General features: G+C 71.5%; 20 protein-coding genes and 1 pseudogene. 12 read left to right on the forward strand and 9 right to left on the reverse strand.

Going from position 1 to position 25,436, the window contains the following annotated elements; genetic code table 11:
• Nucleotides 1-360: 360 nt before the first annotated feature.
• From HHX40_RS38095 to HHX40_RS03690, 3 genes and pseudogenes are all read left to right on the forward strand, one after another.
• Nucleotides 361-450 (forward strand): annotated as a pseudogene (locus HHX40_RS38095) (HAD hydrolase-like protein); the annotation flags it as partial.
• A gap of 382 nt (nt 451-832) precedes the next feature.
• Nucleotides 833-1,480 (forward strand): DUF2306 domain-containing protein, encoded by a 648-nt coding sequence (locus HHX40_RS03685; RefSeq protein ID WP_182879388.1) that lies wholly within the window; start codon nt 833-835, stop codon nt 1,478-1,480.
• Between the two features lie 95 nt (nt 1,481-1,575).
• Entirely contained in the window at nt 1,576-3,852 is a 2,277-nt protein-coding gene (locus HHX40_RS03690; RefSeq protein WP_182879389.1) for an LLM class flavin-dependent oxidoreductase, read from the forward strand.
• Here HHX40_RS03690 and HHX40_RS03695 read toward each other — a convergent pair.
• From HHX40_RS03695 to HHX40_RS03705, 3 genes are all read right to left on the reverse strand, one after another.
• Complete coding sequence (locus HHX40_RS03695; protein WP_182879390.1) at nt 3,845-4,465, reverse strand: DJ-1/PfpI family protein; 621 nt, start codon at nt 4,463-4,465, stop codon at nt 3,845-3,847. The two genes, HHX40_RS03690 and HHX40_RS03695, sit on opposite strands and share 8 nt — an antisense overlap.
• Nucleotides 4,462-5,460 carry a GlxA family transcriptional regulator gene (locus HHX40_RS03700; RefSeq protein ID WP_182879391.1) on the reverse strand — a complete coding sequence of 333 codons (999 nt, stop codon included), beginning with the start codon at nt 5,458-5,460 and terminating at the stop codon, nt 4,462-4,464. The genes HHX40_RS03695 and HHX40_RS03700 overlap by 4 nt, the downstream gene beginning before the upstream one ends.
• A gap of 106 nt (nt 5,461-5,566) precedes the next feature.
• On the reverse strand, nt 5,567-6,070 hold the full coding sequence (locus tag HHX40_RS03705) for a MarR family winged helix-turn-helix transcriptional regulator (RefSeq protein WP_310737931.1): 504 nt from the start codon (nt 6,068-6,070) through the stop codon (nt 5,567-5,569).
• Between the two features lie 258 nt (nt 6,071-6,328).
• Between HHX40_RS03705 and HHX40_RS37535 the strand changes: the two genes are divergently transcribed.
• Nucleotides 6,329-7,699: a PHB depolymerase family esterase gene (locus HHX40_RS37535; protein ID WP_182879392.1), complete on the forward strand. Its 1,371-nt coding sequence runs from the start codon at nt 6,329-6,331 to the stop codon at nt 7,697-7,699.
• A 73-nt stretch (nt 7,700-7,772) separates the two neighbouring features.
• Here HHX40_RS37535 and HHX40_RS03715 read toward each other — a convergent pair whose 3' ends face one another.
• Entirely contained in the window at nt 7,773-8,633 is an 861-nt protein-coding gene (locus tag HHX40_RS03715; protein ID WP_310737932.1) for a PaaX family transcriptional regulator C-terminal domain-containing protein, read from the reverse strand.
• A 110-nt stretch (nt 8,634-8,743) separates the two neighbouring features.
• Here HHX40_RS03715 and HHX40_RS03720 point away from each other — a divergent pair, with 110 nt between their 5' ends.
• The 8 genes from HHX40_RS03720 to HHX40_RS03755 all read left to right on the forward strand — a co-directional run bounded on the left by HHX40_RS03720 (nt 8,744) and on the right by HHX40_RS03755 (nt 16,623).
• On the forward strand, nt 8,744-9,688 hold the full coding sequence (locus tag HHX40_RS03720; RefSeq protein ID WP_182879393.1) for an SDR family oxidoreductase: 945 nt from the start codon (nt 8,744-8,746) through the stop codon (nt 9,686-9,688).
• The gene (locus HHX40_RS03725; protein WP_182879394.1) at nt 9,685-10,569 is read left to right on the forward strand and encodes an amidohydrolase family protein; all 885 of its coding nucleotides are present in this window, start codon (nt 9,685-9,687) and stop codon (nt 10,567-10,569) included. The genes HHX40_RS03720 and HHX40_RS03725 overlap by 4 nt, the downstream gene beginning before the upstream one ends.
• Nucleotides 10,566-11,024 (forward strand): MaoC family dehydratase, encoded by a 459-nt coding sequence (locus HHX40_RS03730; protein WP_182879395.1) that lies wholly within the window; start codon nt 10,566-10,568, stop codon nt 11,022-11,024. The genes HHX40_RS03725 and HHX40_RS03730 overlap by 4 nt, the downstream gene beginning before the upstream one ends.
• Nucleotides 11,025-11,239: 215 nt before the next feature.
• Nucleotides 11,240-12,664, forward strand: a complete 1,425-nt coding sequence (locus tag HHX40_RS03735) for an MFS transporter (RefSeq protein ID WP_182879396.1) — start codon at nt 11,240-11,242, stop codon at nt 12,662-12,664.
• A 47-nt stretch (nt 12,665-12,711) separates the two neighbouring features.
• Nucleotides 12,712-14,259 carry an acyl-CoA synthetase gene (locus tag HHX40_RS03740; RefSeq protein WP_182879397.1) on the forward strand — a complete coding sequence of 516 codons (1,548 nt, stop codon included), beginning with the start codon at nt 12,712-12,714 and terminating at the stop codon, nt 14,257-14,259.
• 3 nt (nt 14,260-14,262) lie between these two features.
• Entirely contained in the window at nt 14,263-15,324 is a 1,062-nt protein-coding gene (locus tag HHX40_RS37540) for an aromatic ring-hydroxylating dioxygenase subunit alpha (RefSeq protein WP_208798394.1), read from the forward strand.
• Between the two features lie 71 nt (nt 15,325-15,395).
• A complete protein-coding gene (locus HHX40_RS03750) occupies nt 15,396-15,560 on the forward strand; it encodes a hypothetical protein (RefSeq protein WP_220498563.1) in 165 nt (54 codons plus the stop codon).
• Between the two features lie 109 nt (nt 15,561-15,669).
• The gene (locus tag HHX40_RS03755; RefSeq protein ID WP_182879398.1) at nt 15,670-16,623 is read left to right on the forward strand and encodes a PDR/VanB family oxidoreductase; all 954 of its coding nucleotides are present in this window, start codon (nt 15,670-15,672) and stop codon (nt 16,621-16,623) included.
• Here HHX40_RS03755 and HHX40_RS03760 read toward each other — a convergent pair.
• The 5 genes from HHX40_RS03760 to HHX40_RS03780 form a co-directional block, all read right to left on the reverse strand.
• The gene (locus tag HHX40_RS03760) at nt 16,597-20,238 is read right to left on the reverse strand and encodes a WD40 repeat domain-containing serine/threonine protein kinase (RefSeq protein WP_182879399.1); all 3,642 of its coding nucleotides are present in this window, start codon (nt 20,236-20,238) and stop codon (nt 16,597-16,599) included. The genes HHX40_RS03755 and HHX40_RS03760 overlap by 27 nt on opposite strands.
• A 137-nt stretch (nt 20,239-20,375) precedes the next feature.
• The gene (locus HHX40_RS03765; protein ID WP_182879400.1) at nt 20,376-22,151 is read right to left on the reverse strand and encodes a DUF222 domain-containing protein; all 1,776 of its coding nucleotides are present in this window, start codon (nt 22,149-22,151) and stop codon (nt 20,376-20,378) included.
• A gap of 758 nt (nt 22,152-22,909) precedes the next feature.
• Complete coding sequence (locus tag HHX40_RS38100) at nt 22,910-23,296, reverse strand: ClpX C4-type zinc finger protein (protein WP_182879401.1); 387 nt, start codon at nt 23,294-23,296, stop codon at nt 22,910-22,912.
• Between the two features lie 109 nt (nt 23,297-23,405).
• On the reverse strand, nt 23,406-24,836 hold the full coding sequence (locus HHX40_RS03775; protein ID WP_182879402.1) for an MFS transporter: 1,431 nt from the start codon (nt 24,834-24,836) through the stop codon (nt 23,406-23,408).
• Between the two features lie 76 nt (nt 24,837-24,912).
• Nucleotides 24,913-25,398, reverse strand: a complete 486-nt coding sequence (locus tag HHX40_RS03780) for a MarR family winged helix-turn-helix transcriptional regulator (protein WP_111699749.1) — start codon at nt 25,396-25,398, stop codon at nt 24,913-24,915.
• Nucleotides 25,399-25,436: the final 38 nt, after the last annotated feature.

The raw sequence follows: 25,436 nt of genomic DNA on the forward strand, positions 1-25,436 counted from the left end.
GGTCACCCGGCAAGATCGGCCACAGGGAGGCACCAAGTTCTCCCGAACTAGAGACTGGACCCGGCCGCCCTACGAGCCTCTCCGCTCTGTTGCCTGCTTGACGAGTGAGCGGTGTAGTGGGGCCGCACGGCTCCCGCATTTGACCATCTGGGCCGAGCTCGTCAACTCGAGCAAGTAGAGGAGGTGCCGTCCCGGAACGGCACGCCGAGTCACCCTCGGAGAGGGTCAAGCCGCAACGCTTGGCGGCGATCTCAAACAGACCGTCTCGGGGTTGCGCATGCCCTCGGCTCCTGACAGCGCGTAGGCGTCGACGGCCTCAGTCAACCCGGTCTGCTGGATCTTCCTAAGCTGGTCGGATGGGTGAGCGGTGACAACCCCACGGCCGACATAGCCGGCGGACGCGCTGCCGGTCTCCGTACGATCGGGATCGACCGGGGCACATCACCCGGTGTCGACCACCAGGCCGACCACGTAGTCGGCGGCTGCATGCCGGTCAGGACGCGCTCCGCAAGGGACAGGAGGAACTGCGCGCTGACACTGCCGCGATCCGCGAGACGCTGGAGGATTTCCGCGGCCTGTTCGCCTTCGTCATGGACGAGATCCGGCTCCAGAAGGCGTGGCGGGAGGAGTTCTCCGACAAGCTCGCTCGTGTGATCGCCAAGAGTGAGGGCGTGGAAGCGTAACCGCGAAGGTCGGGCGGCTCTCCGAACCCTCCGCGCTTCCTCGGGCATGGAAAGCCGCCTGACCCCCAGTTCCCGTACGCCGATTTGCGTACGTGCGGGGCCATCCGCGGGCGGATGCCGGAGCGGGTCGCGCCTGCGAGGCTGCGGCCATGCGGAGACGAACCACATGGCTGATGTTGATCGTCGCGGTTGTCGCCGCCTCGGTGCTCGTCTACCCGTACCTGGGTCTCGACATCGACGACAGCCGCCTCGACGTGGGCGACAGCCTGCACTACTACGTCCTGGTGGGGCACATCGCGACCGCCGCCGTCGCGCTGGTGCTCGGCCCCCTGCAGTTCATGCCGCGGGTACGGGCCCGCCAGCGGATCCACCGGACGATCGGCCGGGTCTATCTCCTCGCCGGGGTGCTGCCGTCCGCGGCGGCCACCATCCCGGTCGCGCTGTGGTCGGGCCGCGTCGTGACGCAGATCGGCCTCACCACCGCGGCCGCCCTGTGGCTGGTCACCGGCGGCCTCGCCTACCGGGCGGCCCGCCGGCGCGACTTCGTGGGCCATCGGAACTGGATGATGCGTAACTACGCGCTGACGTTCCTCGCGGTGACGTCGCGCGTCCTCGTTCCCCTGCTCCTGGTGGTCCAGATCCCCTTCCGCGGGGCCGGGGCGGTGGGAGAACTCGCGACCTCGATGATCCCCATTGGGCAGACCCTGGGCTGGATCGTCAACCTCGTCGTGGTCGAAGCCGTCATCAGGCGGCGTACTCGCGTACCCGAAGCCCGCCTGGACCATGTGGCACGGTGAGGCCCACCCCGACCTGGAATACGCCGCCGTGTCGTTAAGTTGCGTCGCATATCGTCTGTTCTACAGATTATTTGCGACACAGAGAGGTCCCGGCGATGACGGACTACGGCCACGAGCCGGCCTTCGGCGCGTTTCTCACCCCGCAGAACCACGACCCGCAGGGGCCGGTCCGGCTGGCACAGGTCTCCGAGGCCGCCGGGCTGGATCTCGTGACGTTCCAGGACCACCCGTACCAGCCGGGGTTCCTGGACACCTGGACGCTGCTGTCCTGGGTGGCCGCGCGGACCGAGCGGATCACGGTCTCGGGCAACGTGCTCAACCTGCCGCTGCGGCCGCCGGCGGTGCTGGCCCGCGCCGCGGCGTCGCTCGACCTGCTCTCCGGCGGCCGGTTCGCACTCGGCATCGGCGCGGGCGGCTTCTGGGACGCGATCGAGTCGATGGGCGGCACCCGCCTGACGCCCGCCGAGTCCGTGACCGCGCTGGAGGAGGGCATCGAGATCATCCGCGGCATCTGGGACGTACGCGAGCGCCGCATCCTGCGCGTCGACGGCGAACACCACCGTGTCGCCGGGGCCAAGCGCGGCCCGGCGCCCGCACACGACATCCCGATCTGGGTCGGCGCCTACAAGCCGCGGATGCTGCGCCTGGTCGCGCGGAAGGCCGACGGATGGCTGCCCTCGCTCGCCTACCTCAAGGACGGCGACCTGCGGCGCGGCAACGAGATCATCGACGAGGCCGCCGAAGAGGCCGGGCGCGACCCGGCGCGGGTGCGCCGCCTGCTGAACATCGGCGGCGAGGTCACCGAGACCCGGCAGGGCTTCCTGCAGGGACCGGTCGAGCAGTGGGTGGAGGAGCTGACCGCTCTGGCGCTTGAGGACGGCATCGGCACGTTCGTCCTCGGCTCCGACGACCCTCGGCTCATCCAGGTCTACGGCCAGGAGATCGCCCCCGCCGTACGGGACGCGGTGGCGCGCGAGCGAGCCGCCACCGGCACGGTCCCCGCGGCCGCCCGCCGCGGAGCCGCCGCGATCGCACTGCGCCGCGACGGGATCGACTACGACAAGGTCCCGTCGAGCCTCGCGGCCGACGCCGTGGAGCCCGGCGACCGCGCCTACGAGTCGGTGCGGCACAACTACCTGCGCACGGGCTCACCCGGCCTGGTGCTGCGTCCCCGGACGGCCGGCCAGGTCGTCGAGGGGCTCGCGTACGCCAGGTCCCAGGACGTGCCGCTCGGCGTACGCTCCGGCGGGCACGGGATCAGCGGCCGTTCCACGAACGACGGCGGCATCGTGCTCGACCTCGGCGCGCTCGACACCGTCGAGGTCGTCGACCCGGCCAAGCGCCGGGTGCGGCTGGGCGCGGGCGCCACCTGGGGCGAGGTGGCCGAGGCCCTGGTTCCGCACGGATGGGCGATCAGCTCGGGCGACTTCGGCGGCGTCGGCGTGGGCGGCCTCGCCACCACGGGCGGCATCGGCCTGCTCGGGCGCCGCTTCGGCCTGACCATCGACCACGTCGTCGCCGCGGAGGTCGTGACCGCCGACGGGCGGGTGCTGCACGCCTCGCGGGAGGAGAACCCCGACCTGTTCTGGGGCCTGCGCGGCGCCGGGGGCAACCTCGGCGTGGTCACCTGGGTCGAGATCGAGGCGATGGAGCTCGGCGACGTCGTCTTCTCCCAGATGACCCTGGACGCCCGCGACACGGTGGGGCTCCTCGAACGCTGGGGCGCGGCGATGGAGAAGGCGCCGCGTGAGCTGACGAGCTTCCTCGTCCTCTCACCGGCGCGCCGCGGCCAGGACGCCGTCGCCCAGCTCATGACCGTCTACGCCGGCGCGGACACCACGGCCGCGGTGCGCGAACTCGAGCGGCTCGCCGAGGCCGGCCCGCTGCTGGGGCACCAGGGTTACCTGCTGCCCTACTCCGGGGTGGTGCAGCCGGCCGGCAGGCACCACACGGGCGGCGGGGACCCCGCCGTACGCTCCGGCCTGGTCACCCACCTCGACGGTGGCGTGAGCCGCGCCTTCGAGCGGATCGCGAGCTCCCGGTCGTCCTACTTCCTGCAGATACGCGCCACCGGTGGGGCCGCGCACGACCTGGCCCCCGACGCCACCGCCTACCCGCACCGGCACCAGAACTTCCTGCTCACCGCCATGGGCGCCGCGCAGCCGGCCCTTGACGCGGCGTGGGACGCCGAGGTCGCGCCGTACACCGACGGCCTCTACCTGTCCTTCGACACCGACACCCGGCCCGAACGGCTGCTCGACGCGTTCGGCGAGGCCGGCCTCGCCCGGCTGCGGCAGGTCAAACGCGCCTACGACCCGGACAACGTGTTCCGCGCGAACTTCCCCGTCGAACCGGCGGATGACGTCAGATGAGGGCCATGGCCTTCTCGGCCAGGCCGGCCGGGGCGGTCTTCGGGCTGCCCGCGGCGAACGGGGGCCGCGGGTCGTACTCGATGGCGAGCTGCACGGACTGCGCCGTCTCCTCGCCGCGCATCGCGGCCAGCAGGGTGAGGGCCATGTCGATGCCCGACGAGACGCCGGCGGCCGTCACGATCTTCCCGTCGGTCACCACGCGCTCGCTGACCGGCTCGGCGCCGAACCCGGCGAGCTGGTCGAGCCACCCCCAGTGGGAGGTGGCCTTCCGGCCTGTCAGCAGTCCGGCCGCGCCCAGCAGGAACGAGCCGCTGCACACCGAGGTGGTCCACCGCGTCCGCTCGTGCGCCCGCGCGATCCAGCCCAGCAGCGCGGAGTCGGACAGCGCCTCGATCGTCCCGGGTCCTCCCGGCACGACGATCACGTCCGGCGTGGGCAGGCCGGCGTACGACGCGGTGGCCGCGAGGCTCAGGCTCCCCCGGTCGTCGAGCACCGGCCCCGGCTCGGCCGCGACGAACGTGACCGTGCAGCCGGGCGCGAAGGCCAGCACCGTGTACGGCCCGACGGCGTCGAGCGCGGTGAACCTCGGGTAGAGGGGGATCGCGATGTTCATGATCTGCTGGTCTCCTTCGATCGGAACCGGCGGCGGTAGTCGCCGGGTGAGACGCGCCAGTGGCGGCGGAAGACGCGGTAGAGGGTCTCCGGAGCGCCGAGTCCCGTCTCCCTGGCGACCCTGTCCAGGGGGTGGGCGGTCGTCTCCAGCAGCCGCCGGGCCGCGTCGGCCCTGCTGCGTTCGACGTACCTGCCGGGCGAGACCCCGGTCTGCTCGGTGAAGACGCGGGAGAAGTGACGTTCGCTCATCCCCGCCCGCCGGGCGAGCGCGGGCACGCTGAGGTCCTCGGCGGGGTGGGCGTCGATGAACGCCTGGATCTCGCGCAGCGGCTCGGCGCGTGGGACGGCGGCCCGCATTGGGGCGCTGAACTGGCTCTGCCCGCCCGGCCGGTGCAGGTAGACGACGAGCCCCCGGGCCACGTTCCGGGCGAGCCTGTGGCCGTGGTCGTCGGCGACGAGCGCGAGGGCGAGGTCGACGCCCGAGCTGACCCCGGCCGAGGTCCACACGTGCCCGTCGCGTATGTAGATCGGGTCGGCGTCCACCTCGACGTCCGGATAGCGGTCGGCCAGCTCGCCGGCCACCAACCAGTGGGTGGTCGCGCGCCTGCCGCCCAGCAGCCCGGCCTCCGCGAGGAGGAAGCTCCCGTTGCAGACGGAGGCGACCCGGCGGGCCCCGGCGGCCAGCCGGGCGACGCCGCCGATCAGCTCCCGGTCGTCCAGGTGCTCCGGCACCGACAGCCCGCCGACGACGAGCAGCGTGTCGATCGGGCCCGCGACCTCGCCGATCGCGGTCTCCGCGAGCGTCACGATCCCGTTCTGGGCCGGTACGGCCCCGGCGCGCACGGCCGTCACCTCGACGCGGTAACCCCCCTCGCGGGCGAGCAGGTTCGCGGTCGCGAAGACGTCCGCCGGCCCGGCCAGATCGAACATCTGGAAGCCGTCGAAGACCACTGTGACCACACGTCGGACCACGCGCCGGACCGCTTGTCGCTGCATGCCTTCGATGCTTCCGGGCAGGGCGTCATGGCGTCAACGACACGGATATTGCACATTAGGCCATCGGGCCGGCCCGCTCCCGGCACCGGGCGGAAGCCGGTAGGTCTCAGTGATTGTCGAGGTGGGCGTCCAGGTGGGCGTCCAGGTGGGCGTCGGGGCGCAGCGCCCGGGCGCACAGGGTCAGGCCCTCCCTGAGAGTGCCGCGCATCGTGCTGTCGACCTTGGCGAGCATGACCGTCTCGATCTCGTCGAGCGATCCGTCGCACCGCTGCAGCACCGACACGCCCTCGGAGGTGAGGCGGGCGCACAGCACCCGTCCGCCGGCCGGGTGCGGGTCGCGGCGGATCAGCCCGCGCCGTTCGAGGTCGCGGATGACCAGGTTCATCGCCTGCGGCGTGACGAAGGCGATGCGGGCCAGCTCCGCCGACGACAGTCCGTCACGCGTACGAAGCTCGCTGAGCGCCATGTACTCCGTCGTGGTGACGCCGTGCCGGGCGAGCGAGTCGTCCAGGTGGGCCCGGATGCGACGCTCCAGTCGGAACACCAGGTAGCTCAGACGGGGCGCCGGAGCGCTCTGCGGGGCGGCCGGAGGGATGCGGGAGGCGATCACCGGACGACGATACCTCGCGGCCTTCCGGATGTAAGTTTCGCGTCCCTATATCAAGTGACTTGATAGCAAAGTGCTTGATATGCAGCGCAAACCGGCTTTCCCCGGGAAAAAGCGATCATGGCCGTTCCGGCCACGTCTTGACCATCGGCCGGACCTCCTCATATACCGGCTGACGTCATGTTCTTGCCGACGCACGGCGCTTCCGGAAAAGGCGCGCCGGAAAGCGGGACCTCCGCACGTCCAGCAGAGGAGGAGCGAATGAAGCGATTACTCGCGGTACTCGCCGGTGTCTGTGCCGCGGTGCTGTACGCCGCCGTGACCCTGGTGTCCGCGCAGTCGGCCGCCGCGGCCACGCTGACCGAGGTGACCAACTTCGGCGCCAACCCCGGCAACCTGCGGATGCACGTGTACGTGCCGAACACGGTGCAGTCGAACCCGGCGATCGTGCTGGCCATGCATCCGTGCGGCGGCTCCGGGCCGGGCTTCTACTCGTCGAGCGAGTTCGCGTCGCTGGCCGACCGGTACGGCTACATCGTCATCTACCCGTCGGCCTCGAAGAAGAGCAACTGCTTCGACAACTGGTCCGACGCGTCGAAGGTGCGCGGCGGCCAGACCGACCCGGTGTCGCTCATGTCGATGATCACCTACGTCGAGAACCAGTATCACGGCGACCCGAACCGGGTGTTCGCGACCGGCAGCTCCTCGGGCGCCATGATGACCAACGCCATGCTCGGCCTCTACCCGGAGGTCTTCAAGGCGGGCGCGGCCTTCATGGGCGTGCCGTTCACCTGCTTCCCCAACGAGGCGGCGTACAGCCCGGGCGGCAACTCCGCGCCGTGCGTCGGCAAGACCGCGCAGCAGTGGGGCGACGCCGTGCGCAACGCGAACCCGAGCTACCGGGGGCCGTGGCCGCGGATGCAGCTCTGGCACGGCACCAACGACACCGTCGTCGCCTACTCGGAGCTGGAGGAGGAGATCAAGCAGTGGACCAACGTCAACGGCCTTAGCCAGACGCCGACCAGCACGGACACCCCGCAGTCGGGCTGGAGCCGCCGCCGCTACGCCGATTCCTCCGGCACGGTGAAGGTCGAGGCCTACACCATCCAGGGCGCGGGTCACAGCCTTCCGTCGACCGGGATGGCCGCCGTCGCCATCCAGTTCTTCGGCCTCACGGGCACCAGCCAGAGCCCGAGCCAGAGCCCCAGTCAGAGCCCGAGCCAGAGCCCGAGCAGGTCTCCCAGCTCGACCCCGAGCTCGACCCCGTCCGTGACGCCGTCTGTCACCCCCTCCGTGACGCCGTCGGACCCGCAGACCGGCGCGTGCCGGGTCAGCTACCGGCCCAACACCTGGAACAACGGGTTCACCGCGGACGTCACGGTCACCAACACGGGCGCCGCGGTCAACGGCTGGACGGTCACCTGGAGCTGGCCGGGCAACCAGCAGGTCACCAACGCCTGGAACGCCACGGTGACCCAGTCCGGCACGCAGGTGACCGCGCGCAACGTCTCCTACAACGCCGCGATCCCCGCCGGAGGCAGCACCAGCTTCGGCTTCCAGGGCACCTACAGCGGGACCAACACCGCGCCGGCCCGCTTCACGCTCAACGGCACGGCCTGCGCCAACGGATGACGATCGGACCCCAGGTGCGTGCCCGTCCCGGGCACGCACCACCCGTCGTCACGCCCGTACGTCAGCTCTGACGTCAGAGGGCGAGGGTGTCCAGCACGGCGGCGGCCGTCTCGGCGGCCCGCTGCTGGTAGTCGCGGGCGAGCGTCTGGAAGACCTGCTCGGCCCGGATCGCGGGCCAGTCCCCGGGCAGGTGCTCGGCCGGCAGGTGCGGATCCTGCCGGACGAGCTGCAGCCAGTCGGTGTGCAGCAGCAACTGCCGGGCGAGGTCGTCCGGCTCCTCCGGCAGGGGCGGGGAGGCGTCCCACCGGGTGAGGAACGCCCGGTAGCGGGCGGCGATCTGCTCGATGTCGAAGGCCTTCCGGACCAGGTCGGCCGCCTCGGTCGGCTTGAAGGCCCGGGCGGTCAGCACGGTGACGTGGTCGGCCAGGTCGAGGGAGGCGTTGTCAGGGGAGGCGTGGTCCAGGGAGGCGAGGAGCTCGGTGACGTCCTTGGCGCCCGGCGCAATCCACAGCCCGCTCTGCAGCAGGCCGAACCCACCCCAGACGAGCCGGGACCGCAGGTCGTGCCGGGTGCTGCGCCGGCTGTCCGGCAGCGAGAACCCGACCACGGTCCAGGTGCCGTCCCAGTCGCGGTTCACCGCCCCGGTCTCCCACACGCGTCTGCGCCCGTCCTCCAGCACCTCCGCGGCGTGCGGGGTGAGCGCGAAGTACATCTTGCGTCCCCGCCGGTGCCGTTCCAGCAGGTTCCGCTTCACCATGCGCGCGAGTGTCGACCGTACGGCCTCCTCGGAGACGCCGAGACGGGCGAACACGTCGATGACGCTGCCCGAGTAGATGGCGGTGCGGCGGTCGAGCGCGTAGATCCCGAGAAAGCTGAACATCAACGACTGGGGGCGCATGGAACCCGCCGTCTGGTCGTGGTCGCCGGTGCTCACAGCAGAAAGCGTAGACGGTTCCCCATAGAAGGCAAATCTTTGACGATGGTCACATAACTGCCATAGATTCGAGACGGCGTCACGCTGCCCCCAATCGAGAGGTGGAGCACATGGATCTGTCGGGCAAGGTGGCCGTCGTCACCGGCGCGGGCCGGGGCCTCGGGCGCGCGTACGCCGAGGCGCTGGCGGCGGCCGGCGCGGCGGTCGTCGTGAACGACGTGGACGGCGACTCCGCGGCACGCGTCGTGGACGAGATCACCGCGAAGGGAGGCAGGGCGGCCCTGGTCGCCGCCCCGGTCGGCTCCGCGGAGGTCGCCGACCGGCTGGTCGACACGGCCGTCAAGGAGTTCGGCCGGCTCGACGTGATGGTCACCAACGCCGGCATCCTGCGCGACCGGGTGCTGTGGAAGATGACGGACGACGACTTCGACGCGGTGATCGGCGTACACCTGCGCGGCACGTTCACCTGCGCCCGCGCGGCGGCGGTCCGGATGCGGGAGCAGGGGACCGGCGGCCGCCTCATCCTCGTCTCCTCCCCCGCGGGCCAGCGGGGCAACTTCGGCCAGACGAACTACGCCGCGGCCAAGGCCGGCATCGTCGCCATGGCCCGCACCTGGGCGATGGAGCTGGCCAGGGCGAACATCACCGTCAACGCGATCGTGCCGGTCGCGGCCACCGAGATGACCCGGACGATCCCGGCGTTCGCCCCGATCATCGAGGAGGCGGAGCGGACCGGCCGGCCGTTCCCCGCATGGCTGCGCCAGGGCGAGGGCATGGGCACGGTCGAGGACGTCGCCCCGCTGGTCGTCTTCCTCGCCTCGGACGCCTCCGCGGACGTGACGGGCCAGGCCATCGGCATCGGCGGCGACCGGCTCGCGCTCTGGTCGCACCCGGGCGAGAAGTCCGTGGCGTACACCTACGGCGGCTGGTCGGCCGACGCCATCGCCGCCGCGTGGCCGGAGGGCGTCGGCGCCGAACCCGAGACGTACGGCATTCCCGCGCCGAACGTGCCGGACGCACCCCAGGCATCGGACACGCCGAAGGGAGGCTCGTGAACGTCGAGGAGCTGGTCGCCATCGACGTGCACACGCACGCCGAGGTGTCGGCCGGCGGGCACGCCTCGCTGAGCGCGGAGCTGTTCGGCGCGTCCGAGAAATACTTCAAGGAACATCCGCGGCCGACGATCCCGGAGATGGCCGCCTACTACCGCGAGCGGAAGATGGCGGCGGTGGTGTTCACCGTCGACGCCGAGCACGCGACCGGGCACCCGCGCATCTCCAACGAGGAGGTCGCCGAGAGCTGCGCCGCGCACCCCGACGTGCTGATCCCCTTCGCCAGCGTGGATCCGTGGAAGGGCCGGGCCGGCGTCCGCGAGGCGCGCCGTCTCGTGGAGGAGTACGGCGTGCGCGGGTTCAAGTTCCATCCGAGCATCCAGGGCTTCTCCCCCGACGACCGCATGGCCTATCCCCTCTACGAGGCGATCGAGGAGCTCGGCGCGATCGCGCTGTTCCACACCGGGCAGACCGGCATCGGCGCGGGTGTCCCGGGCGGGGGCGGCATCCGGCTGAAGCACTCCAACCCCATGCTGGTGGACGACGTCGCCGTGGACTTCCCCGAGCTGCGGATCATCCTCGCCCACCCGTCCTTCCCCTGGCAGGACGAGGCGCTCGCGGTCGCCACGCACAAGCCGTACGTCCACATCGACCTGTCCGGATGGTCGCCCAAGTATTTCCCGCCGCAGCTCGTGCGGTACGCGAACACGCTGCTCAAGGACAAGGTGCTGTTCGGGTCCGACTTCCCGGTGATCACCCCGGACCGCTGGCTCGCCGACTTCGACAAGCTGGAGATCAAGCCGGAGGTCCGCCCGAAGATCCTCAAGGACAACGCCGCACGCCTGCTCGGGCTCGGCGGGCAGAAAGGGACACGACAGCCATGACGACAACGGCCCACGGGCTCGACGAGATCACCGCGCTCGCCGGCAAGGACCTCGGCCACAGCGGGTGGATGGAGATCACCCAGGACCGGGTGAACACCTTCGCCGACGCCACCGGCGACCACCAGTGGATCCACGTCGATCCCGAGCGGGCCGCCAAGGGCCCGTTCGGTGCCCCGATCGCGCACGGGTATCTGACCCTGTCGCTGGTCATCCCGCTGTTCAACGAACTGCTCGACATCCAGGGCGTGACGATGAGCGTCAACTACGGCCTGGAGAAGGTCCGATTCCCCAGCCCGGTCAGGGTGGGCGCCAGGATCCGCCTCGCCGCCACCGTGGTGACGGTGGAGGAGGTCCCCGGCAACGGCGTCCAGATGCTGCTCGACTTCACCGTGGAGGTGGAGGGATCGGCCAAGCCCGCCTGCGTCGCCCGCGCCGTCTACCGGCACTACGCCTGATCACGCTGCCCGCGGCTCTTGATACCCGTACGGCGTGTTTCGGCGTGCCGAAAGACAGCCGCGGGAGGGCGCCGCGAGCGTTCCGGCAGGCCGGGGAGACATCCCTCCCCGGCCCCCTGGCCAATATTGGGCAAAGTATTGACCTCCGTTATCGATCTGCCTAACCTCCGGACAAGAAAGCGACACAGCTCGCTCCCCGGACGAGGAGCTCGGTCATGCCAGAGACACCCCCCAGCCAGACCCAGCCCAGCCAGACCCAACTCCGACGCGCGGTGAGCTCCAGCTTCATCGGGAGCGTCATCGAGTACTACGACTTCCTGCTGTACGCCACGGCCTCGGCAGTGATCTTCAACAAGGTCTTCTTCTCCTCCCTCGACTCGCTCGCCGCGACGGTCGCCAGCTTCGGCACGTTCGCCACCGGCTACCTCGCCAGGCCGCTCGGCGGCGTGCTCTTCGGCCACTTCGGCGACCGCCTCGGCCGCAAGCGCATGCTGGTGCTGACCATGACGCTCATGGGTGTCGCCAGCTTCCTGATCGGCCTGCTGCCGACCTACGACCAGATCGGCTCCCTCGCGCCCATCACCCTCGTCCTGCTGCGGATCCTGCAGGGCATCGCCGTCGGCGGCGAATGGGGCGGCGCGGTGCTCATATCCGCCGAGCACGCGACCAGCCGCCGCGGCCTGTGGGCGAGCTTCACGAACGCCGGCGCCCCGTCCGGCATGGTGCTGTCCACCGCCGTGCTCACCGGCACCGGCGCGATCATGAGCGAGCAGGCGTTCCTGAGCTGGGGCTGGCGGGTGCCGTTCCTGCTCAGCATCGTCCTGCTGGCGGTCGGCCTGTTCGTCCGGCTGCGGGTCACCGAGCCCCCGGTCTTCGAAGCCGCCAGAAAAGCAGCCGCCGGAAACGAGGCCGGCGGGAGCGCGGCAGCCTGGAGTCCTTTCGCCTGGAAGTTCGCGTGGTTCCGGAAGACACCGCTGTTCGACGTGCTCCGCAACCACCCGAAGACGCTGCTGCTCGCGGTGGGCGTCGGGCTGTCCGCCTTCGTGGCCCAGGGCACGCTCACCACCTATCTCATCGCGTACGGCGTGCGGGCCGGCTTCCCCCGGCAGGCCGTGCTCAACGGGCTCACGCTCTCGTCCGCGCTGGCCGTCGTGGGTATCGTGGGATGCGCGGCGCTGTCGGACCGCGTCGGGCGCCGTCCCGTCGTGCTGACTGGAGCGCTGCTGATGGCGGTGTTCGGATTCGTCCTCTTCCCGATGGTGAACAGCGGCAGCACGGCCGTGCTCACCCTCGCGCTCGTGCTGGGCCAGTCGATCCTGCACCCGCTGATGTTCGGCCCGCTCGCGGCCCTGTACACGGAGCTGTTCGCCACCAGGAGCCGCTACACCGGAGCCTCCCTCGGCTACCAGATCGCCGGGCTCGGCGCCGGGCTGGCTCCGTTGCTGTTCGCCCAGCTCGACGCGTCGTCCGGCGGCGGCGGGACCACGACGACCTCCACGATCATCGCCGCGTCCTGCCTGCTGACCGTGCTCTGCGTACTGGCCCTGCGCGAGACCAGGGGTCAGGACCTGACCTCGGTCGCGGTGGTCGCGCCCGCCTCCGGCGACATGCCCGGCGCGGCCAAGCCGTCCTCGGCCTGACGCCGTCCCTCCTACACCGTCCCCGAGACGCGAAGGGGTTGTCACCGATGCGGAACGCCGGACTGGGAGGCTGGCCCGCCCGCCGGGCCCAGATGAGCCCGAACCGCACCGCGTTCGTCTTCGCGGACCGGTCGGTCAGCTACTCGGAGGTGCACGAACGGACGACGCGGCTCGCGTCCCGGCTGCGCGACGCCGGGGTGCGGGCCGGGGACCGGGTCGCCTACCTCGGCCACAACCACGTCGCCTTCGCCGAGACCCTGTTCGCGACGCACCTGCTCGGCGGGATCTTCGTCCCGCTGAACTTCCGCCTGACGGCGCCCGAGATCGCCTACATGCTGACCGACTCGGGCGCCTCCCTCCTCGTCTACGCCCCGGAGTGCTCGGCGGTCGTCCGCGCCCTGCCCGCCCTTCCGGCCCTCCGTACGGTCGTGGCGCTGGGGTCGCCCGCGCCCGGCGAGACGGAGTTCGAAAGCTGGCTGTCGCAGGGCGACCCCACCCCGATCGACATCCCGGTGGCGCTCGACGACGTCGCCCTGATCCTCTACACCTCCGGCACCACAGGACGGCCCAAGGGCGCCATGCTCAGCCACGCCAACCTCGTGTGGAACTGCTTCCACATGATGATCGGCGTCGACGTGGCGAGCACCGAGGTGACCCTGGTCAGCGCGCCGCTCTTCCACGTGGCGGCGCTGAACCAGACGCTGCTGCCGACCTTCCTCAAGGGCGGCACCTCGGTGATCATGCCGTCGTGGGACGTCGACCAGTGCTACGACCTCATCGAGAAGCACCGCGTCACCTGGATGTTCGGCGTCACCGCGATGTTCGCCGCGTTCGCCAGGTCGCCACGGTGGGCCCACGCCGACCTGTCCTCGCTGCGTACGCTGATGTCGGGCGGAGCGGCGATCCCGGTCGCGCTGATCCGCGCCTACCAGGAGCGGGGCCTGACCTTCTGCCAGGGCTACGGGCTGACCGAGACCGCACCGGGCGCGACCTTCCTGGAGGCGGGCGAGAGCGAGCGCAAGGTGGGCTCCGCCGGGGTGCCGGTGTTCTTCGCCAACGTGCGGGTGGTGCGGCCCGACCTGACACCCGCGGCGGTGGGCGAGCCGGGCGAGGTGCTCGTGCAGGGGCCGAACGTCACCCCGGGCTACTGGCGGAACCCGGAGGCGACCGCCGCAGCGCTCACCGAGGGCGGCTGGTTCCACTCGGGCGACATCGGCGTCCTGGACGACGAGGGGCACCTCCACATCGTCGACCGCGTGAAGGACATGTACATCTCCGGCGGGGAGAACGTCTACCCGGCCGAGGTCGAGAACGTGCTGTTCGAGCATCCCGCCGTGGCGGAGGCCGCCGTGGTCGGCGTGCCCGACCAGCGGTGGGGGGAGGTCGGCCGGGCCTTCGTCGTCCCCCGCGCCGGGGCCGCCGTCACCCCCGGCGACCTGCGGGAGTTCCTCCTCTCCCGGCTCGCCAAGTACAAGATCCCCGTTTACTTCGACATCGTCGGCGCCCTGCCGAAGACCGGCTCCGGAAAGATCCGCAAACCCGACCTGCGCGGGCGGCCCCTCGCCGCCGGCACCGAGGCAGGCACAGAGGAGTGACCAGTGATCGTCACGGAATTCGCGCGCGACCAGTGGTACGTCGCCGCCTACGGCCACGAGGTGGGCAGGCGGCAGCTCGGCCGTACCATCCTGAACGAGCCGATCCTGCTCTGGCGCACCGAGGACGGGCGGGCGGTGGCGATGGCCGACCGCTGCGTGCACCGCAGGTTCCCGCTGTCCGAGGCGCCCAGTCACCTCGTCGGCGACCGGGTGGTCTGCGGCTACCACGGCTTCACCTACGGCCCTGACGGCGTCTGCGTCGCCGTGCCCGCCCAGCAGCGCATCCCGCGTACGGCCCGGCTTCGCACCTACCCCGTGGTGGAGCAGGACTCGTTCGTCTGGGTGTGGATCGGCGACCGCGAGCCGGGCGACACCCTGCCGCCGCGGGCGCCCTGGCTGGTCTCGCCCGAGTACGCCACGGTGTGCGGCATGGAGCCGCTGAACGCGCGGTACGGCCTGCTCGTGGACAACCTCCTGGACCTGTCCCACGAGACCTACCTGCACGGCGGGTACATCGGCACGCCCGAGGTGGCCGAGACCCCGATCACGACCGAGGTCGACGAGGACGAGGGCGTCGTCTACGTCAGCCGGCACATGGACGACGCGGCCTGCCCGCCGTTCTACGCCGAGTCGACCGGCATCAAGGGCCGGATCACCCGGTGGCAGGACATCGAGTATCACCCGCCGTGCCTCTACCTCCTGCACAGCCGGGTCGCCCCCGTCGGGTCGCCGCCGCCCGCCGCCGACGGCACGGACCCGCACGCCTTCCACGTCGAGGTCGTCTACGCGATCACCCCGTCGACGGACGGCAGCACCTACGACTTCTGGGCCGTCGCGCGGGACTTCGCCCTCGACGACGAGAAGGTCTCGGACTTCCTCCGAGAGAGCAACCGGACGGTGGTCCTGCAGGACGTGACCGCGCTGAACACGCTGGAGCAGGTCATCGCCGCCGAGCCGGACCGCTACCAGGAGCTGTCGGTGAACATCGACACCGGCGGCCTGGCCGCCCGGCGCCTGCTCGCCCGGATGGCCGGCTCCGCCTCCTCGCGGGCCGCCGCCCGATGAGCCCGGGCGAACCCGGCGCGCGGACGGGCCGCACCGGCAGTACCGGCCGCACCGTCCACCGCATCCGCTGGGTGCCGGGGACTGACCGGCTGCAGGCCACCTGCTTCTGCGGCGCGGAACGGGAGTTCGACGATCCCGTGGTCCTGTGGGACTGGCTGCTCGGCCACCCGGAAGGACACCGGGCCCGGCCGGCCGGAGCGGAGAACTCCCCCGCCCCGGCCGCCGCACTCGTCTGACCGCATGTCCGGGCTCACCGCGGAGGGCGCCTTCGGGTGCCGCCCTCCGCGTGCGTCCACCTCACGCCCACTCGCACACCGCGTTCATCCATAGGAGGACCCGCGCGCCATGCCCCTGACGGAACCGGAGCTCGACCTGAAGGTGACGGGCAAGACGCCCGTCGCCGAGGGGGTCGTCCTCCTGCGCCTCGCCCGGCCCGACGGCGGCCCGCTGCCCTCCTGGACGCCGGGCGCGCACGTCGACCTGCTGCTCGCTCCGGGCCTGGTCAGGCAGTACTCGCTGTGCGGCGACCCCGGTGACGACCGCGCCTTCGAGGTGGCGGTGCTGCGGGAGCCGGTCGGGCGCGGCGGCTCCGCCCATGTGCACGACCGGCTCGCCGAGGGCGACACGGTCCGGGCGCGCGGTCCGCGCAACCACTTCGGCCTCGCCGAGTCACCCCGCTACCTGTTCGTGGCCGGCGGGATCGGCATCACCCCGCTCCTCCCGATGATCGCCGAGGCCACGCGTCGCCGTACGGACTGGCGGCTGGTGTACGGCGGGCGCACCCGGGCCTCGATGGCCTTCGCCGACCGGCTCGTACGGGACCATCCGGGCCGGGTCGAACTGTGCCCGCAGGACGAGACGGGCCTGCTCGACCTGGACGGGCTGCTCGGCGTCCCCCTTCCCGGTGCCCTGGTCTACTGCTGCGGGCCGGAACCACTGCTGAGGGCGGCGGAGGAGCGCTGCGCGTCCTGGCCGAAGGGCGCGTTGCGCGTCGAGCGGTTCACCCCCGCGACCACGGACGGCGGCGAAGCCACGGCGTTCGAGGTCGAACTGGCCCTTTCCGGCACGACGCTGACCGTGCCGGAGGACCGCTCGGTCCTGGAGGTGGTCGAGGAGGCGGGCGTCTCCGTGCTGTCCTCCTGCCGTGAGGGGACCTGCGGCACCTGCGAGACGGTGGTGCTGGACGGCGTGCCCGACCATCGCGACAGCCTTCTCACCGAGGAGGAGCGCGCGGCCGGCGACGTCATGTTCATCTGCGTGTCGCGGGCCCGCTCACCCCGCCTCGTCCTCGAACTGTGAGGCTGCTCGGCAGACGTCGCGGTAGGGCACGTCGGGAAGATACGTCCGCCAGTCCCGCTCCGGGAGGGTGTGCCCCACCCGGGCGCACACCCGAGCGGCGATCCGCTCCGGGGCCACCGGATAGTCGTGCACGCCCCCGGATCGGTCGGCGGCGTACAGGGTGGTGCCGTCGGGGCTGAACGCGAGGCTCAGAATCTCGCTCCCGTACAGATCGACCGCGGGGCCGAGACGGCGCCCGGCGGCGACATCCCAGAGCTGCACGGTGCCCTCCTCGCCGCCGGTGGCGAGGACCCGCCCGTCCGGCGCGAAGGCCATCGCGCCGACCGGCTCCAGAACGCCGTGCAGCACCGGCGGCCGCGGCACCGGGCCCCAGGTGCTCCACAGCGCGATCCTGCCCATACCGTCGCCCAGCGCCATCAGCCGCCCCCCGGGCGCGAACGCGAGCTCGCCGAAGGTGGAGCCGCCCTGCGAGGACAGGTCGTAGTTCCCGCCGAACGGCCTGGCCGAGGCGGCGTCGACGAACCGGCCGAGCCCCGGGTTCGTAGGCGCCATGTAGCGCCCGTCCGGGGAGAAGACGTACGGCCCGGCGGGCGCGGCGAGGCGCACGGTCGTACGCACCGCGCCGGTGTGAACGTCCCACAACCGCATCCAGCGCTCGTCCTCCTGACTCGCCGACCGGATCACCCGGGGGGTCATCTCGGCCACGAGCGTGCGGCCGTCCGGGCTCAGCGCCGCCGACTCCAGTCGCAGGTCCTTCGTCCCCGTGATGGTGCGCAGCACCCGACGGGCGGCGACGTCCCACACCGTGTACGCCCGCGTGCCGTCGCCGGTGAGCAGGAGACGGGCGTCGCGGCTGAACCGCGGCGGATCGGAGCCGGCGGGGTCGAGGCCGGGCTCCGGCTCCCGGAAGGGTTCCCCGAGAAAACGCCGCCCGCGGACGTCCCACAGCCGCACCGGACCGGACTCGCTCATCCGGACGGCCAGCAGGCGCCCGTCCGGGCTGAGCGTCGCGGCGTCCGGCTTCCCGGGAAGCCCGCCGCCCGCCAGGCGCTGCCCGAGGTCCACGGTGACGACCGACTGGTCGACCAGATACCTGAGCGAACGCCCGTCGGAGTCGAACCGGACGTCCAGGGCCGCTCCGTCGAGCCGGTAGTCCAGCAGCAGGTGGCGGTCGGCGACCCGCCACACCTGGATCCGGTTGTCGGCGAACGAGGCCAGCAGCCGGCCGTCGGGGCCGTACCGCAGCACGGGCATGCTCACGAGGTCGAGGTTCACCGGTCCTGCCGCCGTCAGCTCCCCGGGCAGGCGCCGCGCCGTCGCCGTGTCGACGAGGGTGATCGACCTGCCGCTCTGGCAGGCCAGCATGCGGCCGTCCGGGCTGAAGGCCAGAGAGACCGGGGCGCCGGGGCAGGCCGCGCGGAACCGGGCGTCCTCGGTCCCGGCGGGCAGCCGCCGGAGGTGGATGCCGGGCTCGCCCCCCTCCACGGCGTACGCCGCGAGCCGCCCCGAGGACGCGACGGCCGCGTGCCCGAGTTCCCAGTGGGGAAGGACGCGGCCGCTGCCGATGTTCCAGAGGAACAGGCCCTGGCCCTCATGCACGACGAGGGTCGCGTCGTCGTCGCCGAACTCCAGAAGGAAGTCCACGATCGACCGGCGGTCCTCAGGCTTGGCGGGGTCGCCGGCCTGCGGGTCGTACTCGCGTATCCGCTTTCCGGTGCGGACGTCCCACACGACCACCTTCGCGCCGAACGCCGCTGCGAGATAACGGCCGGTCGGGCTCAGCGCGACACTCTGCAACAGCTCACCGGCGCCTATGCCGGTGTCAGCCAAGCCGCCGGTCCTCCGGCCGGTGCGTACGTCGTAGAGGCGCACGCCGTCGGCGCTGACGCTCGCCAGGACGCGGCCGTCGCCGCTGAGTGCGCGGAGCGTGGTGCCGGTCGCCTGAGGGTCCTGGAAGACGGCGGTCTCGGGCTGGTAGAGGGACGTCGTCAGGGCCGAGCGGGTGTCGGCGCCGGGGGCCAGGCGCCAGCCGGCGACCGTCAGCAGCATCGCGATGCCCGGATCGGTCGTGCGCAGCGTCCCCGCCAGGGAGGCGACCTGCCGACCGGTCGCCTGATCGCGCTGCCCGGCGATCCGGCGGCCCTGGTACACCGACAGCCCGCCGCCCGCGACCGACAGCACGAGCAGCACGGCCAGGACCAGCGTGAGCAGCCTGCGCTGGTTGGCACGCCTCCTGACCAGGGCCGACCCGGCGGCGAGATACTCGCGCTCCAGAGCGTTCAGGACGAGGAGGCGGCGCCCGCCCGCCGCCCAGGCGAGGGCCGCGTCGAGCCGGGCGCCCTGGAGCAGGTCGGCGTCCTTCCGGCCGTCCCCGCGCCAGCGATGGGCCGCCGCGGCGAGTTCCACGTGGCCGCGCAGGCCGTCGCGTTCCTCGTCGACCCATGCGCGCAGGCGGGGCCAGGCCTTCGGCAGTGCCGGGCTGGCCAGCGTGACCAAGCCGCCCGCCCCGGCCAGCAGCCCGGCCTGGGCCAGGGCCGCGAGCACCTGTTCGACGGCGGCCCTCTCCTCCGCCGGACGGCCCTCCAGCAGTTCCGCACGGTTCACCCGGCGTGTGCTCTCGTCTCCGTGCTCGTCCACGGCGATCATCCGCAGCAGCATGTCCGGGACGATGGCCTGTGCGGCCGGCCCAAGCCCGGCGTACACCTCCTCGGCGAGCACGCCCAGGCCGGGCTCGCGATCGCCGTCCCGGCCCAGCAGCCCCGCCTCGGCGCTGCCCAGGGCAAGCAGGTCGCCCTGGAAGCCGCGGAACCCGCTGACCAGGGCGATCAGCAGGTCGCGGGCCGTCGGGCGCTCTGCCGGGTCCTTGCGCAGCGCGGCGGCCACCAGCGGGCGCAGCGGCTCGGGGAGCAGGGTCAGATCGGGGTCGACGGACAGGACGCGGTGCATGACACCGCCGAGGCTCTCCGCCTCGAACGGGTCGGCCCCGGTGGCGGCGAACACGACGACGCCGCCCCAGGCGAACACGTCGGCGGGAGTGCCGGCCCGCCGTCCCGTGAACACCTCCGGCGCCATGTAAGTAGGCGTTCCGGCCACCAGGCCGCTCGCTGTCAGCGACATCTCCAGCGTCCGGGCCACGCCGAAGTCGATCACTCGCGGCCCGTCCGGCCCGAGGAGCACGTTGTCGGGTTTCAGATCGCGGTGGATCACACCCGCGTCGTGGATCGCGGCCAGGGCGGTGGCCACTCCGGTGGCCAGCCGGTGCAGGTCGTCCCCGGCGAACCGGCGGCCCTCCTGACGCACGGCCCGGCGCAGGCTCGGCCCCTCCACGTACTCGCTCACGATGTACGGCTGACCACCGTCCAGCTGTGCGTCGAGCACCCGGGCGGTGCAGAAGGACGCCACCCTCCGGGCCGCCGTCGCCTCCCGCCCGAAGCGGCCGCGTAACTCCTGGTCGCGGGCTGCCTCGCCGTGCAGCACCTTCACCGCGACGCGGCTTCCCCCGGAGTCGTACGCCTCGTACACCACCCCCTGGCCGCCCGCCCCGAGCCGGCCCGCCAGCCAGTATCCGCCCAGCCGCTCCGGATCCTCCGGCAGCAGCGGCGCCGCCAACGCCATACGCGCATCCCCCATCCCTTGGTCATTTGATGCCGCCGACGGTCTGGAGGTTCACCACCCGGAACTGCGCGCGATCGCGGGCGCGGTCGGCGAGCGGCTCTCCCGTTGCCGCATGTCAGCGTTGATGAGGTCCGACGTCATAGGCGTCTCCGGGTGGTGCGGGGGTTGCGGTAGGTGAAGGCCCAGCGGTCGTCTCCGATCTTGCGGCGGGTGTAGCGGTTCGGGTGGCGGTAGCGGTCGCGGTTGTGGAACTGGCACGCCGGTCCCAGCAGCTTGAGATCGGTCAGCCCGCCGCTGCACCAGTCCTCGGCGTGGTCGATCTGGCACATCGTGGCCGGCAGCGGGCAGCCGTCCACCCAGCAGGTCGCATACCGCGCGAAGACCGCCCGCCGCTGCGCCGGGGTCGCCAGACGGACCTTGCGGCCCATGTCCAGCACCTGCCCACCGGCGTCCATCACGATCCGCACCAGGGTGCTGGTACGGGCCAGCCGGTGCACGGTGGAGGCGGGCAGCAGATGCCCGGTCGCCAGGATCAACCCCGGCAACCCCCGCAACCACACCCCCGGCGGCGGACTGTTGACCCCCACCCCCACACCCGCCCAGACGCCACCTCCCCGCCGGGCGCTGCCTTCCGCCCACGTTCGGTCGCCCGACCCGGACGGCGCACCGGAGCCCGCTCGCGGCCAGGCGCTCCCTTCCGCACCCGACGGCGCGTCGGAGCCCGCCCCCGGCATCGCATGCGTTTCACCCGGCGCGAAGGCATGCCAGCAGTCCCCCGCCGGGCAGTCGCCGACAGGGCAGTCCCCACTGGGGCAGCCGTGAGCATTGCAGTCCCCAGGACAGTCCCCGCCTGGGCTTTCCCCAGTGTGGCTACCAGGAGGATCGCCGTGCTCGGGCGGCGGATCAGAGGCGGAGTCGGCGGCGGAGGGCTCGCCGGTGGCATTGGCCGCGCCAGCACAGGTCTCGTCGGCACACGTCGCACGGGCGGGGCCGATACTCGAAGAGTCGGGACCAGGGCCGGGGTCAGGGTCGGTGCCGGAGGAGTCGGGACCAGGACCGTCGCTCGGGTCGGTGTCTACCGGGTCGCTGGTTGGGTGGTCGGCAAAGGGGTCAGCTGAGGGGTCGGCTGTGGGATCACCTGAGGGGGTGGTGCCTGTGGGGTTGTCGGCTCCGGGGTTGTCGGCGGGGAGGGATTCGGCGGTGACCAGCACCAGAAGCTCGGTCGCGATCTTGTTCTCCAGGAACGCGATGACAGCATCGGCGTTCCGCACGCTCGGGGTCCGGTCGTCGCCCTCGGCCTTGGGCTTGGCGTAGACGTCCAGCAGGTGCTGCAACCGCGCGGCCGCCTCGACCGGGAGGTAGAACTCTCCCTCCAGCCCGCCGTTCCTGCGCCGCCGCACCCGGAAGAACCGGCGGTCGAAGTCGGCCTGCTCATCGCTTTCGTGGCCGTCGGGGTCCAGCACCGCCCGCAGATACCGCCCCGCCTTGGCCACCTCCGCAGCCCCCGCCGAACCTGCCAACTCCAGCAAAATCCCCTCAGCAGTCACGGCCTGCTCGTCGGTCAACCCGGAGGTGGCGGTGCAGATCGCCTCCACAATGCCTTCGGCCAGGCTGCCCTCGGCGAACCGCTCACGCACCCGCGACAGGCGACCCAACTCCACGCCCATCGTCACCAACCGACCGACTCCGGGGATGGTCATCCCCCCGACGCTGCGCAGCCACAACCTGGTGGAGGCATGCCCATGGTTCCTCGCCTCCCCGGACCGATGCACCCGGCCCACCCGGGCGGCCAACGCCGAAGTGATCCGGTCACGGGCCACCAGCAACTCCTCGGCCTCAGCCAGGCACACCTCCGCCGACTCAGGCACCGGCACCAGCGCCACTACCCGCGCCGCCTCACCAACCGCCGCCACCGCCACCCACGACGACGACCCACCGCCACAAGCACCACCAAAGACACCGCCGAAGGCATCGTCCGACACACCACCAGGCGCACCGTCGGCATCCCGATCGCGGTCCGCATCACCCCGGTCAGCGCCAGAGGCCCTGTCCGACGCACCACCCGGAGGAGCATCGTGCTTTCGCGCATCGGGATCGACAATCGGCACATATTCGCGAGCCAGTGAATCCTGGGTGGACCAGAGGGACGAGCCGGAAATGAGCCGCTCCCACCAGTCGCCATCGCCAGTATCGTTCGAACGAGGAAGGTGCGCAGGATCATCATCAAACAAGTCCATGACACCTCCCCCGCGCGGATTCGAAAGCCTGTATGAATTGTTTCACATCTCTACACCGTGAGCACCTCCGCACAGCGATTTGCTGGAGTCACAGGCACGCAGAAATACCGCCCCCAAAGCGCGCGACCCGCACGCCTCTCGGCCGAGGAGCTGTGGCCCTGCCGTTCTAGCGGCGGCCCTGCGTTCTGGCGGGACCACCGCTGCGGCTTCCCCTGCCGCGCACCTACCACTGCCATGGACCAACTTCCGCATGCCGGGCGTGTCCCTGAAATCCGGCGAATGTCTCGACTGCCGAGAATGCGATCGAATCAGGGCTCGACATGACGAAACGCGACGATTGCGGGTCGGGCCCCTTTACGAAGCAAAGCGCATTATTCGGCGCGATTCCTCGTGAAGACAACCGGCACGAGGGCGACATTCGGTCCGGCGGCGTGTCATTCCTCCCCGGAGAACCTCTCCCAGGCGGACTGGCGGGTCATGCCGAGGGCGGCGCCGATCCTGGCCCAGGTGACGCCCCGGTCGCGCAGTCGCTGGACCCAGACCCGCAGGTTGTCCTCCACCTGCGCGCCCACGGCCGCGATACGCGGGAGGAACTCCAGGATCTGCTCGTCGGTCATGCTCTCGGCGTACGGGATCTCCGGGGCCGCCTCGGCGGACTGGGCCGACTTGGCGAACTCGGCCGCGATGATCTCGCCGCAGAGCCCCACGCACTCGTCGCAGATGTAGACGCCCGGACCGGCGACCATCTTGTTCACCTCGGTCTTCGACTTCGAGCAGAACGAGCAGCGAATGTCCTGTTCCGACGGAGAAGGTGCAGGCATGTCGTCCTCCCAGCATTCGTTGTCAGGCAGCCCCTGACGAGTGATCGCGAGACTACGCCGTCAGGAGTCACCTGACAAGACGTTCCGGATCAGCCGGCCGAAAGGGCGGTTACGCCCGCTCGGGCTGGAGCGCCGCCTCGTGCCCGACGTCTGCCTTCGGCCGCCGCAGGACGAGGAGCCCGACCGCGAAGGCGGCGATCAGCAGGCCGAAGGACACGGTGAAGGCCAGCCGGTAACCCCCGGTCAGCGCCACCGCCCCGCTGGCCCCGTCGGCCAGCAGCCCCTCCGTCCGCGACGCGGCCAGCGTGGAGAGCACCGCGACGCCGGTCGCCATCCCGATCTGCTGAGTCGTGTTGAACAGTCCCGAGACCAGACCCGCGTCGTCGGCGCGGGCCCCGGACATGCCGAGCGCGGTCAGCGCCGGGAGCACGAGGCCGCCACCCATGATGAGCACCATCACCGGGAGCAGGTCGGTCACGTAGTGGGCGTCGAGGGGAACGCGGGCGAGCCAGCCCATCGCGCCGATCAGCAGCGTCAGACCGGCCAGCAGGACGGTACGCGCGCCGAAGCGCATGGTCAGCCGGGGGTAGACGAACAGGGACACCACCGCGATGGACACCGCCGCTGGAAGCATGGCCAGGCCGGTGCCGAGCGCGCCGTACCGCAGCACCTGCTGCATGAACAGCGCGACCACGACCTGGAAGGCGAACATGGCGCCCAGCGCCAGGACCTGCACCAGGTTCGCCCCGGCGACGGCGCGAGAGCGGAGGACCCGCAGCGGCATGAGCGGAGTGCGGGCGGTCGCCTGACGGACGAGGAAGGCGGCCAGCGACACGAGGGACGCCACGCCGAACCACAGGACGCGCACGCCGTACCGCTCGATCTGGACCACGGCGTAGATGCCCAGCATGAGCCCGGCCGTGACCAGCAGGGCGCCGAGGGCGTCGGCTCCGCCCGACAGGCCGGGCCCCCGTTCCGCCGGCAGCGCCCGGACGGCCAGCACGACGGTGACCACACCGATCGGAATGTTGATCAAGAAGATGTAGTGCCAGCCGAGGGCGTCCGTGAGGACGCCGCCGAGCACCGCGCCCAGTGACGCTCCGACGGCGCCGGTGAAGCCGAACACCCCGAAGGCCTTGGCCCGCTCCCCCGGGTCCGTGAAGGTCGTCACCAGAATGCCGAGCACGACCGCGGTGGCCATGGCGCTGCCGACGCCCTGCAGGAACCGGGCGCCGATCAGCGTCGCCGGGTTCACCGCCACCCCGGCGAGCAGGGACGCGACGGTGAAGACCACGTTGCCGGCCAGGAACACGGCCCTGCGGCCGAGGAGGTCGCCCAGGCGTCCGGCCAGCAGGAGCAGCCCGCCGTACGCGATGAGGTAGGCGTTGACCGTCCAGCTCAGCTCGGCGGGCGCGAAACCGAGATCGCGCTGGATCGCGGGCAGGGCCACGGTGACGATGCTGCCGTCGAGGATCGTCATCAGCATCGCGGTGGACAGCACACCGAGCGCCAGTCGGCGGGAGGGGGATATGCGCGACATCGGTCGCCTCCTGTTCATTGGGAACAGAAAGGACCGTAGCAGATAGTTTTGTTGCAGACTATCTATCGGAGACCGATCATCCTCGCTGGCGCGCTCGGCGCACGGCCTGGGGCGCCTCCGCCGGAGTGGCCAGGTGCCCCGTGGCCAGGTGGTTCAACGCCCGGACGAGCACCTCAGCCTCCTCCTTCGGCAACGACTCGATGGCGGCCCGGTGCACTTCGTCGACGATCTCCTGACTCCGCTTCGCCACCTGCGCACCCTTGTCCGTGACCGCGACGATCCTGGCCCGCCGGTCCGCGCTCGAAGGGCGGCGTTCGGCGAGGCCGGCCTTCTCCAGGGCGTCGATGGTGACCACCATCGTGGTCTTGTCCATGTCGCCGATCTCGGCGAGCTGGATCTGCGTGCGCTCCTCCTGCAACGCGTGGACGAGCACGCAGTGCATGCGCGCGGTCAGCCCGATCTCCGCCAGCGCCGCCGCCATCCGCGTCCTCAGCACGTGGCCCGTGTGGTCGAGCAGGAAGGACAGATCGGGTTCGGTCCGCGAGGGCGCCAGTGCGGTCATGCACCCAGGCTACCAATTCGTCCGGTTCGGGATTATCT

Source organism: Microbispora sp. H10949 (assembly GCF_014161435.1).
GTDB lineage: Bacteria > Actinomycetota > Actinomycetes > Streptosporangiales > Streptosporangiaceae > Microbispora > Microbispora triticiradicis.

What these genes read in the sequence shown, in the direction of transcription:
- HHX40_RS03685 (WP_182879388.1), top strand. Translation starts at nt 833, where the DNA reads ATGCGGAGACGAACCACATGGCTGATGTTGATCGTCGCGGTTGTCGCC.
- HHX40_RS03690 (WP_182879389.1), top strand. Translation starts at nt 1,576, where the DNA reads ATGACGGACTACGGCCACGAGCCGGCCTTCGGCGCGTTTCTCACCCCG.
- HHX40_RS03695 (WP_182879390.1), bottom strand. Translation starts at nt 4,465, where the DNA reads ATGAACATCGCGATCCCCCTCTACCCGAGGTTCACCGCGCTCGACGCC.
- HHX40_RS03700 (WP_182879391.1), bottom strand. Translation starts at nt 5,460, where the DNA reads ATGCAGCGACAAGCGGTCCGGCGCGTGGTCCGACGTGTGGTCACAGTG.
- HHX40_RS37535 (WP_182879392.1), top strand. Translation starts at nt 6,329, where the DNA reads ATGAAGCGATTACTCGCGGTACTCGCCGGTGTCTGTGCCGCGGTGCTG.
- HHX40_RS03720 (WP_182879393.1), top strand. Translation starts at nt 8,744, where the DNA reads ATGGATCTGTCGGGCAAGGTGGCCGTCGTCACCGGCGCGGGCCGGGGC.
- HHX40_RS03730 (WP_182879395.1), top strand. Translation starts at nt 10,566, where the DNA reads ATGACGACAACGGCCCACGGGCTCGACGAGATCACCGCGCTCGCCGGC.
- HHX40_RS03735 (WP_182879396.1), top strand. Translation starts at nt 11,240, where the DNA reads ATGCCAGAGACACCCCCCAGCCAGACCCAGCCCAGCCAGACCCAACTC.
- HHX40_RS03740 (WP_182879397.1), top strand. Translation starts at nt 12,712, where the DNA reads ATGCGGAACGCCGGACTGGGAGGCTGGCCCGCCCGCCGGGCCCAGATG.
- HHX40_RS03755 (WP_182879398.1), top strand. Translation starts at nt 15,670, where the DNA reads ATGCCCCTGACGGAACCGGAGCTCGACCTGAAGGTGACGGGCAAGACG.
- HHX40_RS03760 (WP_182879399.1), bottom strand. Translation starts at nt 20,238, where the DNA reads ATGGCGTTGGCGGCGCCGCTGCTGCCGGAGGATCCGGAGCGGCTGGGC.
- HHX40_RS38100 (WP_182879401.1), bottom strand. Translation starts at nt 23,296, where the DNA reads ATGCCTGCACCTTCTCCGTCGGAACAGGACATTCGCTGCTCGTTCTGC.
- HHX40_RS03775 (WP_182879402.1), bottom strand. Translation starts at nt 24,836, where the DNA reads ATGTCGCGCATATCCCCCTCCCGCCGACTGGCGCTCGGTGTGCTGTCC.
- HHX40_RS03780 (WP_111699749.1), bottom strand. Translation starts at nt 25,398, where the DNA reads ATGACCGCACTGGCGCCCTCGCGGACCGAACCCGATCTGTCCTTCCTG.